This window comes from Oligella sp. HMSC05A10, assembly GCF_001808335.1.
GTDB classification, from domain to species: Bacteria; Pseudomonadota; Gammaproteobacteria; order Burkholderiales; family Burkholderiaceae_B; genus Oligella; species Oligella urethralis.
On record NZ_KV792961.1, the window covers coordinates 86200 to 101992 of the forward strand.

The 15793-nt window shown below is 44.1% G+C and carries 17 protein-coding genes and 1 pseudogene; 7 read left to right on the forward strand and 11 right to left on the reverse strand.

All coding sequences use genetic code 11. From position 1 onward, the window contains the following. The first annotated feature begins 14 nt into the window (after positions 1 to 14). Positions 15 to 800, forward strand: a complete 786-nt coding sequence (locus tag HMPREF3144_RS10905) for a YdcF family protein (RefSeq protein ID WP_070477866.1) — start codon at positions 15 to 17, stop codon at positions 798 to 800. Between the two features lie 23 nt (positions 801 to 823). Here HMPREF3144_RS10905 and HMPREF3144_RS10910 read toward each other — a convergent pair whose 3' ends face one another. Then, the gene (locus tag HMPREF3144_RS10910) at positions 824 to 1795 is read right to left on the reverse strand and encodes a glycosyltransferase family 9 protein (RefSeq protein WP_168163066.1); all 972 of its coding nucleotides are present in this window, start codon (positions 1793 to 1795) and stop codon (positions 824 to 826) included. A 98-nt stretch (positions 1796 to 1893) separates the two neighbouring features. Between HMPREF3144_RS10910 and msbA the strand changes: the two genes are divergently transcribed. Continuing rightward, the gene (msbA, locus tag HMPREF3144_RS10915) at positions 1894 to 3666 is read left to right on the forward strand and encodes a lipid A export permease/ATP-binding protein MsbA (protein WP_070477870.1); all 1773 of its coding nucleotides are present in this window, start codon (positions 1894 to 1896) and stop codon (positions 3664 to 3666) included. Positions 3667 to 3751: 85 nt separating this feature from the next. Next, a complete protein-coding gene (locus HMPREF3144_RS10920; protein WP_018025750.1) occupies positions 3752 to 4114 on the forward strand; it encodes a hypothetical protein in 363 nt (120 codons plus the stop codon). 61 nt (positions 4115 to 4175) lie between these two features. Here HMPREF3144_RS10920 and rng read toward each other — a convergent pair whose 3' ends face one another. Then, positions 4176 to 5639 (reverse strand): ribonuclease G, encoded by a 1464-nt coding sequence (gene rng / locus HMPREF3144_RS10925; RefSeq protein WP_018025751.1) that lies wholly within the window; start codon positions 5637 to 5639, stop codon positions 4176 to 4178. 243 nt (positions 5640 to 5882) lie between these two features. On the opposite strand from rng, the gene HMPREF3144_RS10930 reads away from it, so the two are divergent. Together HMPREF3144_RS10930 and HMPREF3144_RS10935 are read left to right on the forward strand one after the other, a co-directional pair. Next, a complete protein-coding gene (locus HMPREF3144_RS10930) occupies positions 5883 to 6473 on the forward strand; it encodes a hypothetical protein (RefSeq protein ID WP_141742781.1) in 591 nt (196 codons plus the stop codon). A 125-nt stretch (positions 6474 to 6598) separates the two neighbouring features. After that, positions 6599 to 7189: a hypothetical protein gene (locus HMPREF3144_RS10935; protein ID WP_141742782.1), complete on the forward strand. Its 591-nt coding sequence runs from the start codon at positions 6599 to 6601 to the stop codon at positions 7187 to 7189. A gap of 119 nt (positions 7190 to 7308) precedes the next feature. Here the strand turns inward: HMPREF3144_RS10935 and glmS are convergent, their stop codons facing one another. Beyond that, positions 7309 to 9141, reverse strand: a complete 1833-nt coding sequence (glmS, locus tag HMPREF3144_RS10940; RefSeq protein ID WP_036558583.1) for a glutamine--fructose-6-phosphate transaminase (isomerizing) — start codon at positions 9139 to 9141, stop codon at positions 7309 to 7311. Between the two features lie 200 nt (positions 9142 to 9341). Here glmS and HMPREF3144_RS10945 point away from each other — a divergent pair, with 200 nt between their 5' ends. Continuing rightward, the gene (locus HMPREF3144_RS10945; protein WP_018025754.1) at positions 9342 to 9806 is read left to right on the forward strand and encodes an Lrp/AsnC family transcriptional regulator; all 465 of its coding nucleotides are present in this window, start codon (positions 9342 to 9344) and stop codon (positions 9804 to 9806) included. Between the two features lie 176 nt (positions 9807 to 9982). On the opposite strand, the gene HMPREF3144_RS10950 is transcribed toward HMPREF3144_RS10945, so the two are convergent. The 8 genes and pseudogenes from HMPREF3144_RS10950 to HMPREF3144_RS10980 all read right to left on the reverse strand — a co-directional run bounded on the left by HMPREF3144_RS10950 (position 9983) and on the right by HMPREF3144_RS10980 (position 15505). After that, on the reverse strand, positions 9983 to 10240 hold the full coding sequence (locus HMPREF3144_RS10950) for an EamA family transporter (RefSeq protein WP_210394317.1): 258 nt from the start codon (positions 10238 to 10240) through the stop codon (positions 9983 to 9985). Positions 10241 to 10732: 492 nt separating this feature from the next. Then, the gene (locus tag HMPREF3144_RS10955) at positions 10733 to 12031 is read right to left on the reverse strand and encodes a TRAP transporter large permease (protein WP_070477876.1); all 1299 of its coding nucleotides are present in this window, start codon (positions 12029 to 12031) and stop codon (positions 10733 to 10735) included. Further along, positions 12028 to 12510, reverse strand: coding sequence for a TRAP transporter small permease (locus HMPREF3144_RS10960; RefSeq protein ID WP_083290452.1), 483 nt, complete (start codon positions 12508 to 12510; stop codon positions 12028 to 12030). Before HMPREF3144_RS10960 ends, HMPREF3144_RS10955 begins: the two co-directional genes overlap by 4 nt. A 72-nt stretch (positions 12511 to 12582) precedes the next feature. Next, positions 12583 to 13595, reverse strand: a pseudogene (locus tag HMPREF3144_RS10965) (DctP family TRAP transporter solute-binding subunit). Between the two features lie 235 nt (positions 13596 to 13830). After that, on the reverse strand, positions 13831 to 13965 hold the full coding sequence (locus HMPREF3144_RS11970; RefSeq protein WP_256388368.1) for a hypothetical protein: 135 nt from the start codon (positions 13963 to 13965) through the stop codon (positions 13831 to 13833). Between the two features lie 252 nt (positions 13966 to 14217). Continuing rightward, positions 14218 to 14502 (reverse strand): addiction module antidote protein, encoded by a 285-nt coding sequence (locus HMPREF3144_RS10970; protein ID WP_070469292.1) that lies wholly within the window; start codon positions 14500 to 14502, stop codon positions 14218 to 14220. 1 nt (position 14503) lies between these two features. Then, positions 14504 to 14803 (reverse strand): type II toxin-antitoxin system RelE/ParE family toxin, encoded by a 300-nt coding sequence (locus HMPREF3144_RS10975; RefSeq protein ID WP_070469291.1) that lies wholly within the window; start codon positions 14801 to 14803, stop codon positions 14504 to 14506. A gap of 123 nt (positions 14804 to 14926) precedes the next feature. Beyond that, positions 14927 to 15505 carry a uracil-DNA glycosylase family protein gene (locus HMPREF3144_RS10980; protein ID WP_070477877.1) on the reverse strand — a complete coding sequence of 193 codons (579 nt, stop codon included), beginning with the start codon at positions 15503 to 15505 and terminating at the stop codon, positions 14927 to 14929. A gap of 124 nt (positions 15506 to 15629) precedes the next feature. On the opposite strand from HMPREF3144_RS10980, the gene HMPREF3144_RS12050 reads away from it, so the two are divergent. Beyond that, on the forward strand, positions 15630 to 15793 hold a 164-nt coding region (locus HMPREF3144_RS12050; RefSeq protein ID WP_141742783.1), incomplete at its 3' end, for a toxin-antitoxin system HicB family antitoxin.

Consider the following 15793-nt stretch of genomic DNA (forward strand, 5'->3'; position numbering starts at 1 on the left):
AGCAGCCCCAGAACATGAGCGAAGTCACCAGTCAAATCAGCAGTTTTCTTGTTTTAATGATAGTTCCGCTAAACCTTGCCTTATTTTTGTTGGGTCTAGGGATTGTTTTTTATCTGATACGTATAAGACGTTTTGCGCTTTTATTGGTCCTCACAGGGGCGCTTTGGCTGGGCGCATGGTCTTTGCCCATCACCTCAATCAAGGTCGGTTCTTTTTTAGAAGAACAGTATGCGGTGAGGAGCATGGATGATTTGCCCATGACGGATGCCATTGTGGTGCTAGGTGGTAATACCGGTGGTAATCGACAGAATTGGTTTGAACCCGAGTTAGATGGCAGTTCCACCCATCGTCGCGTGGATACGGCCGAGGCCCTATATCAGCTGGGTAAAGCGCCTAAAATTATCGTTTCCGGCGGGGCTAATGAGGGCGATATTAGCGAGGCGCGTGGCATGGAGTCCGCCCTACGTTATTTAGGCGTACCGGCGGATGCGATTATTCGTGAGGATTTTAGCCGTACCACCCGTGAAAATGCCTTATTTACCCAGCGCACCATGGCTAAGCACCACATTAATTCACTGTTGGTGGTAACCTCCGCCTTACATATGCCGCGGGCAATGGCCGTATTTCATCATTTGGGCATTGAGTCCTATGCAGCGCCTAATCCACCGCAAATCGTCTTACCTAAGGATGAACCGGACTTTAATCCCTATTTACCTAATATGCGTGCCCTTGTTGCTAGTCGCTCAATTATTAAAGAATGTCTTGGTTATTGGGTTTATCGCTTTAGAGGGTGGGTTTAAGTAGCACTGGCAAGGCTGCTCTGCTAACTTGCTTTAAGGTATTGTAGGGCGGCATCTAGCACTTCTTGCTGTTCAGGCCAGCGACCGTTTTCGCCTAAAATTAGGGCCTGGGGTGACCAAGGTGCGGTATTGCGCATATCCGTGACGCCGATTAAGGTCATTTGGCGTGCATTGACCGCAGCCGCAAGATGTGAGACCCCAGAGTCGTTACAGATAACCAGGGCAGCATCTTTTAGTAAGGCGGCAAAGGCACCCAGACCCAAGGCTGGTAGTAGGGTGGCAGAAGGCGCGTTAGCTGTTGCTTGCTTAACTTCATTTGGTGGTGGGCACATCAGCACTTGATAGCCCTGCGCTTGTAAACTGCGGGTTAATTGCTCATAGCCTTGCCAAACCTTATTTTTACCCTTATGCAGACCGACGGCGGTGGGGGCAATAAGAATAAACTCGCCTTTTTCTAAGCCATGCTGGGATTGATACATTGCCTTTTCTGCTAATTGCTCATCGGTGAGTGGCAGTAAAACCGTCTCTTTAGGCTCTGCTAGGCAACTAAAGCCCCATTCAGTGAGCGCACTACGAGTTAAGTAAAACCAAGATTCAACCGCATGTGGTTTGGGTGTAGGCTTTTTGATTGGCCAATTTAATAATAATGAGCGTCCGTCATCTTTATAACCGGCGCTACTTAAACCGGCAAATTTAAAGCAAAGTGCGCTAGTTAGTGAGTCGGGCAGTAATAAACCGACCTCCCCATCCGCCACTGGATGTGCTTTACGAAATTGTTTAATGGTGCGAGCATCCTCGCGCCACTTACCACTCATCGCTAAAAAGCTTACTTGGGTGCTTTGTAAATAACCAGCCAATAAATCTTGAGCCCATGGTTTGGCGCAGATAACGACTTTATCAGCACTAGCAATTACGGCATTCAGTGAGGAGAGGCTCATACAGACATCGCCAATCCAATTCGGTAGACGGATAAAAATTCGTGAGATTTTTTTCATAGCTAAAGCGCATGTAGTTCAATCAACTATTGAAACTTTACACTTTTTTAGCCGTAACCGTTAAAATCACAGTGAATTATTAATAATAAGGTTCATGAGTGAGTGATATTGAGCATTTGAGTAAAGCGCAGCAAAAGGCGGTTCGGCGCAATTTATGGCGTCGAATTTTTGAACGTGTCGGTTCGTTCTGGAAGTTCTTAGCCATTTCCGTGCTATGTACTATGATCGCCTCTGCTACGCAGCCGGCCTTGGCCTATTTGATGAAGCCTTTGTTAGACGAGGGTTTTGCCGGCACACGCCCCGACTTTGTTTGGTTGATTCCCTTGGCCATTATTGGGCTGATGTTTATTCGTGGCGTCTTTAACTTTTTTGGCGAATACTTGATGGCTTGGGTGGCCAACAAGGTGCTCTTTAGGATGCGTAAGGAGATGTTTGACAGCCTGCTACATATGCCAGATACCGAGTTTCAAAAGGGCGATAGTGGGCGCTTATTAAATCGCTTTACCGTTGATGCGGGTAATGTCACTCAGCATGCGGCTGAGGTGGTGACGAATTTAGTGCGCGAAGTCTTTGTGGTGCTCGCAATGCTAGCTTTGTTACTCTACCTATCGTGGGAATTAACCTTAATTATTCTAGTCATCTTTCCCTTTTCTGTGTTGGTGGGTGGCTATTTTGCAAAGCGTCTACGTACTATTAATCGTCGTACCTTAGATATGAATGCTGTCTTAACCTCTACGGTCAAGGAGGGGATTGAGGCGCAACGTGTGATTAAGCTGTTTGACGGGTTTGAGCGTGAAACAACACGCTTCGAAAGGGTGAATCAAGGCTTAAGAGCTTTTGCGATGCGTGCCGCCACAGCGGATGCGGCAATGTCACCGCTGACCCAGTGGGTGATTTCTTTTTCGGTGGCAGCGGTGGTGAGTGTCGCCTTGCATCAGGCGGAACGTGGTTTAACGCCGGGTGATTTTATTGCCTTTATCACCGCCTTAGGGCAGATTTTTGACCCGGTGCGTCGCTTAACCAATCTAGCCAGTAAATCTCAAAAAATGATGGCTGCCGCTGAAAGTGTTTTCAAACTGATTGATACGCCGCAAGAACGAGATGAGGGCACGCAAATTTGCACAGTGCATGCAGATTCCTTAATTGAGTTTCAGGACATTACCTTTCAATTTAATGAGGAAAGTGCTGAGGTTCTTAAGCATCTGTCCTTTCGTGTTAAGGCAGGTCAAACCATTGCTTTAGTTGGTCGTTCAGGTAGTGGTAAGACGACCTTGGTTAATATGTTGCCGCGTTTTGTGGAGCCTAGTGCTGGGCAAATTGTGATTGATGGTACGCCAATCCATGAATTTACTTTAGCTTCTTTGCGTCATAATTTATCGCTGGTGAGTCAGCATGTGGTTTTATTTGAAGGTAGCATTGCTGATAATATTCGCTACGGTTCTAATCACGCCGCGAGTGATGAGCAATTGCGAGTGGTGCTGGAAGCAGCGAATTTATGGGATTTTGTACAAACGTTGCCGGAGGGGTTGAATACCCAAATCGGCGAAAGTGGTTCGTGGTTATCCGGCGGTCAGCGTCAGCGCTTAGCCATTGCCCGAGCTTTATTAAAAGATGCACCAATATTGATTTTGGATGAGGCGACATCGGCTTTGGACAATGAATCTGAAAAGTTGGTGCAGGATTCCTTAGAGCGTTTGATGAAGGGACGCACCACCTTTGTGATTGCACATCGCCTGTCGACAGTTAAAAATGCAGATCGTATTTTAGTGTTGGATGGTGGGGTGATTATTGAGGATGGTAGTCATGAAGCGCTCTTGAAAAATAGCGGATTGTACCAATCTCTATACGAAATGCAGTTTAAAGAGGCATAATTCAGCACTTAGCCTTGCTACAGCACACCTCATAAGCCCTATTGCTATGCTAAAGGCAATAGGGTAATTTATTCGGAGAAATATTATGAATCAAGTGAAGAACCACACCATTGAAAATTGGGGCTATGAGCATCCGGACGTCAAAGGTCCCAATGCACTCATGTTTTTTACTTGGGATCTATCCAAGACTATTGAAAATGCCTTTCAAGATGCCGATGAAAGCAATCTTGAGGCCTACGTGCAGCAAGCACAGGCCTCGGTTGATCGCTTATTAAGTCGTTATGTTGAAATCGGTGCCGATCCCCAAGTGTTTGAGGGGCAGTATATTAATCTGACGATTGAGCAAAGACCGGACTCTAACAGCGCCTTAATTGCGCTAGAGACCTCACCGGAGCTTGAAGCAAAAATTATTGCAATGCAGGCTCGGATTCAACCCGGTCACAGTTAATTGATTTGAATCGAGTGAAATGACGCCGTTGTGAGCTTTAGTTTCCAACGGTGTTGTGATCTTACATCAGTACGATATCGTACATTTCCTGCGTGTAGTTATTATCAACTTCCAGACTAATGGGTTTACCAATAAACTCATCTAGCATGCTGAGAAAGCTGCTTTCCTCATCTAAAAACAAATCAATCACATGTGGCGACACAATCAGTCTAAATTCTTTAGGGTTAAACTGCTTTGCTTCACGTAAAATCTCACGCATGATGTTGTAGCAGACTGTTCGTGCCGTCAGGATTTGGCCACGAGTTTCACAAGTGGGGCAAGGCTCACAGAGTAAGCTTAAAAGCGAGTCGCGGGTACGTTTACGCGTCATTTCCACTAAGCCCAAGCTGGAAAAGCCATTGACCGTGGTGTGAGTACGATCATGGGCCAGTGCTTTTCTCAGTTCATCTAGGACCGCTTCTTGGTGTTCGACATTATCCATATCAATAAAGTCGATAATAATGATCCCGCCAGTATTGCGCAGGCGCAATTGACGGGCAATGGCAAGACTAGCTTCTAAATTGGTTTTAAAAATGGTGTCATGGAAATTTCTAAACCCTATGTAACCACCGGTATTTACATCAATACTGGTTAAGGCCTCATTGTGGTCAAAAATTAAGTAGCCGCCAGATTTTAAATCGACGCGACGCGAGAGGGCAGTCTTAATCTCTTCGTCCACATTGGCCAAATCAAATAAGGGGCGTGGTCCAGTATAGTGACGAATTTTATCTGCTATCGCTGGGGTATAAACCTGTGCCCATGCTTGTAGTTGTTGACTGATGGTGCGTGAATCGATTTCAATACTTTCTGTATCGGCGGTTGCAAAATCACGTAACACACGTTGTGCCAGACTTAAGTCTTCATAGAGTAGGGCAGGTGCCCCCTTTTTTTTCATCTCATCAATGGTTTTTTGCCAGCGTAGTCGCAAATACTCCTGATCGTTTTTTAGCTCCTCGTCAGTCGCCCAACTTGCTTGGGTGCGAATGATATAACCGCCTTTTTCCTGGGGATCCATCAGCTTTTGTACACGCGCTTTAAGCGCTTCACGTTCCTCTTCAGATTCGATTTTTTGGGAAATACCGATATGGGGATCGTGAGGCAAATAAACGAGGGCGCGTCCCGCAATACTGATTTGATTAGAAACGCGCGCACCTTTGGTGCCGACTGGATCCTTGATGACCTGCACTAATAATGTTTGTCCCTCAAACAAGACCTTTTCTATGTGTACCTGTACATTGTCATTGAGTCGACTCTCTCGATTCTCTCTGAGATCGGCAATATGCATAAAGGCCGCTCGCTCTAAGCCAATATCAATAAAGGCGCTCTGCATGCCTGGCAAGACCCGAGTGACCTTGCCCAAGTAGATATTACCCACCTTGCCGCGCTGATTGCTACGCTCAAGTTGAATCTCTTGCACCGTGCCTTGCTCAACAATCGCCACGCGCGTTTCAAACGGCGTGACATTAATTAAAATCTGCTCATTCATTAAAAATAAAAAATATGTAAGTTTTTCTATCACATTATCTTAGCGTATGTCGCAGCGCTTTGCTGTACAGCGACTTTTTAAGCACGTATCAAATTGAAACAAGAACCTGCCTTATGCCTTTGGACCATTTTATCAGTGGCTCAGCAAGCCTATGCGGTTAATAAAAAATTACAAAATGTCCAGAAAGCTAATTATCTCATTAGCTACACTGCCGCTGATAAGGCTATTAATCAAGGAGTTATTATGAAGTTCAAAAAGTGCGTAATTCAAATGCTCACTGTGGTGGGTATCTGTTCACTGAGTGTCAGTAGCGCAATGGCAGAAAAAAGAAGTGTTAATACGAACAAAACGATCAGTGAGGGGATTAAAGATAATCCAATTATGGCTTATGTGGTCCCAGTATACGAGGACATCTGGGTTTCAGAATTGAATAGTAATCCGGACGATGGTTCGGTCAGTCTTCGCTATAACAATAATGAGAAGACTCGCACGAGTTTGGTGTCAGCGAAAAAGCTGCCAGACAATATGAAAGCGGAAGATGCGATGGAGCATCTTGATAAGGGGGTGAGGCAGGCCCTTGGCGATGGCAAAGAAAGCTTGGTTGAGAGGCAGTTTAAGACGGATAAGGGACATGAGGTCGAGTGCCTCGGATTCATTAATGAGAATGAAAAGCGCAGTCAATCAATGTGCGTCTCGGTGTTTGATCATTATTATGTGCAAACAAGTTTAGCTTGGGCTTTAGATGATGAAGAGCGAGGTGAAGAAGTGTTCTCACGATCCGATGACTTTGTGAAGGCTGTGTTCGATAGGTTTTCTGAGTATGAAGGGATTTAATTAGTTTTTACTTTTCAACGAGCCGGCGATTTTGCTGATGCAAGGAGTGTAGGAGCTTGCAGCGCAGTGGCCGGCTTGTTGATATGTTGATTAATGGGGCCGTGGCTTTTTATCTAGGAGATATTATGAAGTTCAAAAAGTGCTTAATTCAAATGCTTACTGTGGTGGGTATCTGTTCACTGAGTGTTAGTAGTGCGATGGCTGAAAAAAGCAGTGCTAACACGGTTCAATCGATCAGTGAAGATATTAAAGAAAATCCAATTTTGGCTTATATTGTACCGGAATATGAGGACCTCTGGATTACAGAAATGACTAGTAGACCAGACGTTGGTTCGGTAAGCCTTCGGTATAACAATGATGAGAAAACTCGCTCGACTTTGGTGTCAGCGAAAAGGCTCCGGGCTAATGCAACGCATGAAAAAGCGACGAGCAATCTGCTGAGAGGTGCGCGGGCAGCGCTCGGTGATGGTAAAGAAAGCTTGGTTGATCGACAGTTTAAGACGGATAAGGGGCATGAGGTGCAGTGTCTCGGATACATTAATGAAAAAGAAGAGCGCAGTGAATCATTGTGCATCTTGGTGTTTGATCACTATTATGTGCAAGCAAGTTTGCCTTGGGCTTTAGATGATGAAGAGCGAGGTGAAGCGGTGTTCTCAAGATCCGATGGTTTTGTGAAGACTGTGTTCGATAGGTTTTCTGAGTATGAAGGGATTTAATTAGTTTTTACTTTTCAACGAGCCGGCGATTTTGCTGATGCAAGGAGTGTAGGAGCTTGCAGCGCAGTGGCCGGCTCGTTGGGTTATTTGTTCAGGCAGTAAAGCTGCTTAGATAGGCTTTACTCTACGGTCACACTTTTTGCTAAATTGCGTGGTTTATCTACGTCGGTGCCACGTGCTACTGCTGTGTGATAAGACAGTAACTGCAAGGTCACCGTATGTAGGATAGGTGATAATTTGCCATAATGCTCCGGCATACGAATGACGTGCATACCAGGGCTACTGCTAATATTTGTATCCGCATCAACGAACACATAAAGCTCACCGCCACGCGCACGTACTTCTTGCATATTAGACTTGAGCTTTTCAAGTAATTCGTCATTAGGTGCGATCACCACCACAGGCATCGCTTCCGTTACTAAGGCTAGGGGGCCATGTTTGAGCTCACCCGCTGGGTAGGCTTCAGCATGGATATAACTAATTTCTTTTAGTTTTAATGCGCCCTCTAAGGCGATAGGATAGTGTAAGCCGCGGCCTAGAAATAAGGCATTTTCCTTGCTAGCAAAGCGATCAGCCCATGCCATTACTTGAGGTTCTAGTGCAAGGATCGAGCTAAGTGCAACTGGTAAGTGGCGCAGCTGTTTTAAATAGCTTGCCTCCAGTTCTGGAGCCATCCTACCTTTGGCTTTGGCTAAGGCAACGGTTAATAAGAACAGCGCAACTAATTGGGTAGTAAATGCTTTGGTAGAAGCTACACCGATCTCGACCCCTGCACGGGTAATGTAATTTAGCTTACACTCACGAACCATGGCGCTGCTAGCGACATTACAAATGGTTAATGTGTTGTCCATGCCTAAAGCGCGTGCGTGTTTGAGTGCTGCTAGCGTATCTGCTGTTTCACCTGATTGGGAAATCGTCACAACTAAGGTGTTAGGGTTGGGCACGCTTTCACGATAGCGATATTCGCTAGCGATTTCTACATTGACCGGGACTTTAGCAATCGCTTCAATCCAATAACGAGCAGTCATACCAGCATAATAAGAAGTACCGCAGCCTAGGATGAGAATATTATCAATGCGCTTAAAGATAGCTTCAGCCTCCTCACCAAATAACGGAGGATCAATGCTTTCAATATCTTGTAAAGTATCGGCTACCGCACGTGGTTGTTCAAAAATTTCTTTTTGCATGTAATGACGGTATGGGCCTAAGTCAGCCGCTGCCGTATACGCTGACACCGTATGTACTTTGTGCTCAACAGGGGCTAAGTTCGCATCTACTATCCATATGTTTGAAATTTGAAGATCGGCCATATCACCGTCTTCTAAGTAGATAATTTGATCCGTGGTGCCGGCGAGTGCTAAGGCATCAGAGGCAAGAAAGTGTTCATTATCACCTAGCCCAATGACAAGCGGAGAACCTTGGCGAGCAGCCACAATACGATGCGGTTCATCACGACAAAAGACGGCAATAGCATAGGCACCGCTCAAACGAGCGACAGTTTGTTGGAGTGTTTCAAATAAATCGCCGTGATACAGGTGATCCATCAAATGCGCAATCACCTCAGTATCTGTTTGGCTTTCAAAGGTGTAGCCCTGGGCGATCAGCTCTTCACGTAATTCCTCGTAGTTTTCAATAATTCCGTTATGCACTAGCGCAATGCGGGGTGAACCCTTGTCTTGACCAGAAAAATGGGGATGCGCATTATGAGTTGCGGGTGCGCCATGGGTTGCCCAGCGCGTATGCGCAATGCCTGTAAAACCTTGGATGCCATCGGCTTTGATTTGCTGCGCTAACTCTGCTACCCGTTGTGTACTGCGAGCGCGGTTTAATTCACCATTCATATAAACGGCAACACCGCAAGAGTCATAACCGCGATACTCAAGACGTTTAAGACCTTCTACCAAAATAGGGGTAATATCGCGTTGCGCTACAGCACCTACAATTCCACACATGAGCTTATCTCCAAAAAAGTAATTTCGCTATTTTGCTATAAAATGCTTGAAATTAAAAATCAAAATTGTATGAAAATATGTATAATTATTTTATTGAATAGTTTTGTTTAAAGTATAATAAATTATTAGGTAATTTTTGAAATTAAATTTCAAATCCTGTGTTTGATTGTTCATATTTACTGAGAGAAAGCGGGGTGAGGATGGTGTTATTAGATGATTTAGATAAACGGATTTTGAACGTCTTACAAGAGGATGCCTCTATCAGTAATCAAGCCTTGGCTGAAAAAGTCTTTTCCTCGCCTCCTACCTGCTTACGCCGTGTTAAGCGATTGGAAAAAACGGGGATTATTCAAAAACGCGTCACCTTGTTAGATGCCCAAGCACTAGGAAGCGATTTAACTGCGATTGTTGAGATCAATCTAACCCAACAATCGGCCGAAGTGTTTGATGCCTTTGAAGCCTTAGTTGTGTCAGAAAGCTCTGTAAAACAATGCTACCGTGTCACGAGTGGGCCTGACTTTATTGTGATTTTACAAGTACCAGATATGAATGCTTATCATGAATTAGTGGGTAAGTTATTTACGGCAACGAACCACGTCAGAAATGTACGGACCTTTTTCTCTACGTATCGTAGTAAGTTTGATACCACAGTCACGCTAGCGTAGGTGGCTGTGGTTAATCGCTGTTAGTCTAGGGGAGCCACAGTGCTCAGTCGGCGTTGCAGTACAGAGCGGGCTGTGCGAAGGCTCAGACGTTTCAACACCAGTTTGTAAAACGTTTTGCAGGCATCAAGCATTGACTCGGCCTTGGTGCTGCAACCCATGCGCAATTACGCTGTTTCTTAGGCAGAGGTGGGCGAAGGCTTTGCAGGGCTTTGTTTGCGTGTGTGTGCGGGCAGTGTGATGCATACTAGGCACACGAAAATAAGGGCAACGCTGATCCAACCCATCTTGGGGAGTCGCTCGCCCACAATGACGGCTGCAAGTGCGGCTGCGACAACTGGCTCCAGTAAGGTGATGGTGGTCGCTGTGCTGGCCTGGATCCGTGCCAGACCATAACCAAAACAGAGGTAGCCTAGGAACATCGGCACCAGCGCCATGTAGATGCCTACCGTGGCGTTGTTCCAAGAGTAATGATAAAAAAGAAATATATAGAGTACAGAAAATTAATGGGGCACAAAAAAGTATAACCTTAACACGTCATTATGATGCAAATGCTGATGACCGCTATAGGCGAATGCTGAAAGCCCAAAAAGCGGAGAAGGCGGGGGAGAATTTTGATAGTGAAGTTCTTTGCGATGATTTGGTGTTTTCAAGCTTCGGAGCCAGCTCCTTATATTCAAATAAAGCTCGAAAAGTCACCATTAGCCCTATGGGGGTGCTAAGAGATCCTGGTTTTAAAGGTTAAATATTGTTTGCTTTATATATGCATTGAATCAGAGCTGATAGACCATAAACCAAAGCCCCGATAAATAATTAACTCATGATGATCGGGGCTCATTAAGCGTTACATATTTAAATCATCTAATATACCAGCAGCAAGAAATTTGTTTAGATTAAAAGAAAAAGCGCCTAGCTTAGGCGCTTTAAATTTAATTGACTGAGAAGCCCAAATATTCAGGCAGCCATAGCGCAATAGACGGGAAGAACATCACGAGCAATAGGGCGCAGAACATCGTCAACATAAAGAGCATGGCCCAACCAAAGGTGTGTTCTAAGCGAATATTTGAGATCTTGGTAGTGACCATTAAGTTCACTGCTACAGGCGGCGTGAACTGCCCAATCGCAATATTCATCGCTAGCAAAATCCCGAACCAGACAGGATTCCATTCAAAATGATTGATTAATGGGATTAAGATTGGGGTCAGAATTAGGTAAATCGAAATCGCATCAAGTAGCATCCCGGCAAAGAGCACTAAAATCATAATGAGGAATAATAGTACTAAGCCATTATCAGACAAGCTCAAGATGATATCCGCTAGGTGTGTAAAAGTCCCAAGCGTGGTGCCTGACCAGGCAAAAATGCCTGCTAAGGCGATGATTAACAGCACGATACCAGAGAGTTTTGCCGCTTCGTTAAACATCTCAAGTAAGCCATGCCAGGTGAGTTGTCGATACACAAACGCACCTAAAAACAAGCCATAACTTACCGCTACAACGGCTGCCTCAGTCGGTGTAAAGAGCCCTGAGCGCAAACCACCTAAGATAATGACGGGCGCAAATAATGCGGGTAAGGCCTTGATAAAGCTTTGTTTAAAAGGTGGTCTTTCTTCGGTTTTGCTACTCTCCCAACCGCGAAGTCGAGCTAAAATATAACTCGGCACCAACAGCGCAACACCTGCTAATACACCTGGAATCAAACCAGCGGCAAACAGTGCACGTAAGTCTAGCCCTGGCATCATCACCGAATACAAAATTAAAGCAATGGATGGTGGGATTAAAATAGCCGTAGAAGCCGCAGCCGCAATCATTGATGCGGAGAAAGGGCGCGGATAGCCCGCTTTGGTCATGCTAGGTAACATCACCATTGCGACAGCCGCTGCATCCGCAGGGCCCGAGCCGCTCATGCCACCCATAATTAAGCAAACGATGACTGCTACCAAGGTTAGGCCGCCAGGACGTTGTCCAATGATCGATTGAGCAAAGGTAACTAAGCTAGCCGCCACCCCTGCGCGCTCAAAAATTAAGCCCGTTAAAATAAAAAGTGGAATAGCAATTAAAGGGTATTTAGCGATACTATTATAGGTATTGGTGCCGAGTGTTGCTAGCATATCGGGTGATAAGCCCATCACAATACCTATCGCACCACCTATACCAAGTGCATAGGCAACTGGCATACCGATTAGCATCGCTAGCAAAAAGGAAAGTAACATCCATAAGTCAGCACTCATGATACATTCTCCTCTGTGCCAAGCCGCATTCTAGCCATCCAATTTTGGGTGGTTCTCAGCATAATCACTGCTGATAAAATTGGCATCCAAATCAAATATATCCAGGTGGGATAGCCAAGGCCAGGTGAAAGGGAATCATAAATGTATTCTTCCCATGTTAAGACGCCACTATACCAAGCAACTAAACCCAGGACGACGACAGTGCCAAGCCATTGTAGGGTGTATAAAAGGCGTCTACCGCTAGCGCCTAGACGCTGTTCTAGGAAAGTGATACGGATATGGTCATTAGAACGAGCTGCTACAGCAGCTCCAGCAAAGGCCAGTACCACCATTAGGAATACCGAATACTCTTCGGTAAAGGCAAAAGAAATATCCGTGGCATAGCGGACTAAGACATTGGCTAAACTGATGATACAAATCGCAGCCAGTGCAATGATTGCTATCCACGATTCAATACGTATTTTTTTCGCTTTTGACATAATAGCTAGTAAACAATGTAAAACAAAAGGCGCAGCTAATAATAGACTGCGCCATCATCAGTTAAAACAAGATTAACGTTCTGAAATTGCTTTTTGAGCCGTTTCAACTAGTTCTGCGCCAATGCGCTTGGTCCATTTGTCGTACACGCTTTGTGTCGCTTCAACAAAGGATTGATGCTGCTCTTGGCTAAGCTCAGTCACTTCAACACCACGCTCGCGAATGTCATTTAAGGTAGCTTCTAGTTCAGTGCGGGACTTCTCGATACCCCATTGGCCAGCATCATAGGCTGCTTGCTTGAGCAGGGCCTGAGCTTCTTCGGCGATGGTCTTCCATACACGCTCACTCACGCCAAAAATTAATGGGTCATTCATGTAATGCCAGAGTGTAAGGTATTTCTGACTGGCTCTATCGGCACGAGCTGCTGAAAATACGGATAAGGGGTTTTCTTGACCATCGACTGCTCCGGTCGTTAGGGCAGGTAAGGCATCTGCCCAACTCATTTGCGTAGGATTAGCACCGAGGGCGTTAAACGTATCTAAGAAGAGGGGTGAACCCACAACCCGAATCTTTAATCCGCGTAAATCCTCAGGAGCGGTGATAGTATGCTTTGAGTTAGAGATTTCACGGAAGCCATTTTCACCCCAGGCTAAAGGAACAACCCCACGCTTGGCGATGGCGTCAAAGACCATTTTACCTGCTTCACCCTGTGTAATCGCATCAACCGCTGCATTGTCAGGCATTAAAAATGGCAGTGAAAATAAGTTAACTTCGGGCACCTGTGGTGACCAGTTAATGGTGGAGCCTAAAGCCATATCAATCAAACCACTACGCAAGGCGGAGAATTCTTTGGTCTGGTCACCCGAAACTAATTGAGCATTTGGGTAGACCTTAAGCTTAATACGTCCCTCTGAACGCTCTTCGACTAGCTCCGCCCATTTCTCAGCTGTTTGACCCATGGATAGGCATTGCCCAGCACGGTTGATACTGAGTATTCCTTTACTTCTTGCGCAAAGGCGCTTGCACAGAGCATCGAGGACATGGCAAGCGATGCGAGACTGATTGATAGACGTTGTTTAAAATTCATGAGCTCCTCCAAAAATAAGAATTTAAATTTACTTTTTATTTTGACCTAAAAGCAAATGAAGATGTGATAAAAGTGCCCATTTAGAATTAATTTATAAAATTGCTTGATTAGGAATGCGTTATGTATTAAAACAACTTTCCAAAAGCAAAACTCCTTGTCGAACCATCTCAACAAGGGGGTAAAATTCTAAATCGTCTTCTTTTTATGGAGTGAAATGACTTATGTCTTCTTTAAGTTAGGGCATTGACGCTAAGACCAGTCGAATGTCTTTGTTCACAGACTCCCAAACAATCGCTTGATCGATATTGTAGTATGCATGGACGTCAGTGCCTAATAATTCTGATAGCTCGTTTTTTAATCTTGACATCATGAAGAGAGTGACTCCTCTCTCTGCTTAGATCAAAATGTCAATATCACACTATCTTTAGTATCTTCATTTCGAGAAGCAGATTGCTTGGAGCGTGAAACTGCATTGCTGTTTTTTTTGTTTAGCAGTAAGCGCATTTATTACGGTATAAATTAACAATAAAAGCTTTAATGCGAAATATACCGTGATTTATATCGTTCGGTTAATTGTTTTCTGCGCATGACAAATTCTTTTAAATTTAACAAATACCGAGGCTTATAAAGATTGTGGATGAAATTTAAAATGTAACGCCCTGAAAACCTTAAAAACAGTTTCCCATTGAGGCTTACTCTTTCCATTGATTACTTTATATAAACTCTCTCGATTTAAGCCAGATTCTCTTGCTATTTCGCTAACTCCATGTTTTTTAATGAGAAAGCCAAGGGCTTCGATAAATGTATTTGGATCGTCATCAGACAAGCATTCTTCTAAAAACAGTTGAATGTCTTCTTGGGTTTCCATGTAATCAAAGGGGTTGAAATCTTTTAATTTTTCGCTCATTTCAATTTTCCAAAGATTTTAAAATTTGTTTAGCATTTTCAATATCTTTTCTTTGTGTTCCTTTATGACCACCACAAAGTAAAATAATTACTTGTTGCTGATGTATCGTGTAATAGACCCTATAGCCTTTACCAATAAATATTCGCATTTCATATAGACGTTCAGACAGTTGTTTTGAGTCTCCAAAATTCCCATTAATAAAACGAATAATACGTATATTAATTGCTTTGACTGCTTGTTTATCTTTCAAGGTGCTTAGCCATTTGTCAAAAACATCAGTTCTTTTAATTTGATATTTCATTACGAACATTGTAGCCTATAGGCTACATAAAGAAAACAAAATTTAATCCATTTATCCACAATTTTTGTGAATAAAAGCACATTTAACTAAATTTAAATCTAATATATTGAACCTACCCCATTCTTAACACAGCCCTTCAAAAAGCACCCGATAAGCATCCGCTTTTTTCTCCAAAGCCAATGGATAGGCACGGGAGGAGGAGGGTAAGCGGTATAAATTTAGTTCTCTGTTCTCAAATAATGTTCTGCTCGGTTCACCAATTTTCGGTTTGTCCGTGCTTGGTGGCAGTAATGACATTAGCGTCGTCGTGGCTAAGTCACCGGTTGTCATGATGGTGTGGCATTGAGGCAGTTGCGCTAGTAATTTACTTAGATTAAGCGGTTCAACAATCTGTAATGACTTATCAGCAGCATTGCCAGCCAATCGGATGACTTGATGGGCGGTATCACTGATGGCAATGCCTTTATTATATAGAAAGTCTCGGAGTAGCTCTTCATTAAAAGACTTGCCATCCGCTTCAAGAAAATAGTTCTTATCCTCAAAAAATATCAACCCAAAAATTCGCCACATTTCATTTTGCAAATTCGGATAATAAAAATCCATTTTCCGGCGATGACGTGGTGGTGGAAAGGAACCCAACATCAATAAGGCGGCATGTGGTGGTGCAAAAGGTGGTAGGGGATGAGTTTCTATGGGTTGCATAGGGGGTAAATCATTACATTTGATTGAAGCAAATGTCATTGTAAAGAAATGAGGACTTTTTGTAGGTGTTTGGTGTGATGTTTAGTTATATCGTGACTACATATACTAAGAGCTTAACTTTAAGTTGCTGTGTGGTGAGTTAGGGAAAAAGCCGGATGTACCATTTAAAGGTACTTTTAATGTTCGAATTAGTCCAGTGCTTCATCGGCAGGCCGCCATAGCTGTCAACGGCAATTTAAAATTGACCCCTTTTGGGGATAATCGGCAATCTAAATTTGACCCCCTAGA

Coding starts and splice junctions, on each gene's coding strand:
- HMPREF3144_RS10905 (WP_070477866.1), top strand. CDS start 15: ATGAGCGAAGTCACCAGTCAAATCAGCAGTTTTCTTGTTTTAATGATA.
- HMPREF3144_RS10910 (WP_168163066.1), bottom strand. CDS start 1,795: ATGAAAAAAATCTCACGAATTTTTATCCGTCTACCGAATTGGATTGGC.
- HMPREF3144_RS10920 (WP_018025750.1), top strand. CDS start 3,752: ATGAATCAAGTGAAGAACCACACCATTGAAAATTGGGGCTATGAGCAT.
- rng (WP_018025751.1), bottom strand. CDS start 5,639: ATGAATGAGCAGATTTTAATTAATGTCACGCCGTTTGAAACGCGCGTG.
- HMPREF3144_RS10930 (WP_141742781.1), top strand. CDS start 5,883: ATGAAGTTCAAAAAGTGCGTAATTCAAATGCTCACTGTGGTGGGTATC.
- HMPREF3144_RS10935 (WP_141742782.1), top strand. CDS start 6,599: ATGAAGTTCAAAAAGTGCTTAATTCAAATGCTTACTGTGGTGGGTATC.
- glmS (WP_036558583.1), bottom strand. CDS start 9,141: ATGTGTGGAATTGTAGGTGCTGTAGCGCAACGCGATATTACCCCTATT.
- HMPREF3144_RS10945 (WP_018025754.1), top strand. CDS start 9,342: ATGGTGTTATTAGATGATTTAGATAAACGGATTTTGAACGTCTTACAA.
- HMPREF3144_RS10950 (WP_210394317.1), bottom strand. CDS start 10,240: ATGGCGCTGGTGCCGATGTTCCTAGGCTACCTCTGTTTTGGTTATGGT.
- HMPREF3144_RS10955 (WP_070477876.1), bottom strand. CDS start 12,031: ATGAGTGCTGACTTATGGATGTTACTTTCCTTTTTGCTAGCGATGCTA.
- HMPREF3144_RS10960 (WP_083290452.1), bottom strand. CDS start 12,510: ATGTCAAAAGCGAAAAAAATACGTATTGAATCGTGGATAGCAATCATT.
- HMPREF3144_RS11970 (WP_256388368.1), bottom strand. CDS start 13,965: ATGATGTCAAGATTAAAAAACGAGCTATCAGAATTATTAGGCACTGAC.
- HMPREF3144_RS10970 (WP_070469292.1), bottom strand. CDS start 14,502: ATGAGCGAAAAATTAAAAGATTTCAACCCCTTTGATTACATGGAAACC.
- HMPREF3144_RS10975 (WP_070469291.1), bottom strand. CDS start 14,803: ATGAAATATCAAATTAAAAGAACTGATGTTTTTGACAAATGGCTAAGC.
- HMPREF3144_RS10980 (WP_070477877.1), bottom strand. CDS start 15,505: ATGCAACCCATAGAAACTCATCCCCTACCACCTTTTGCACCACCACAT.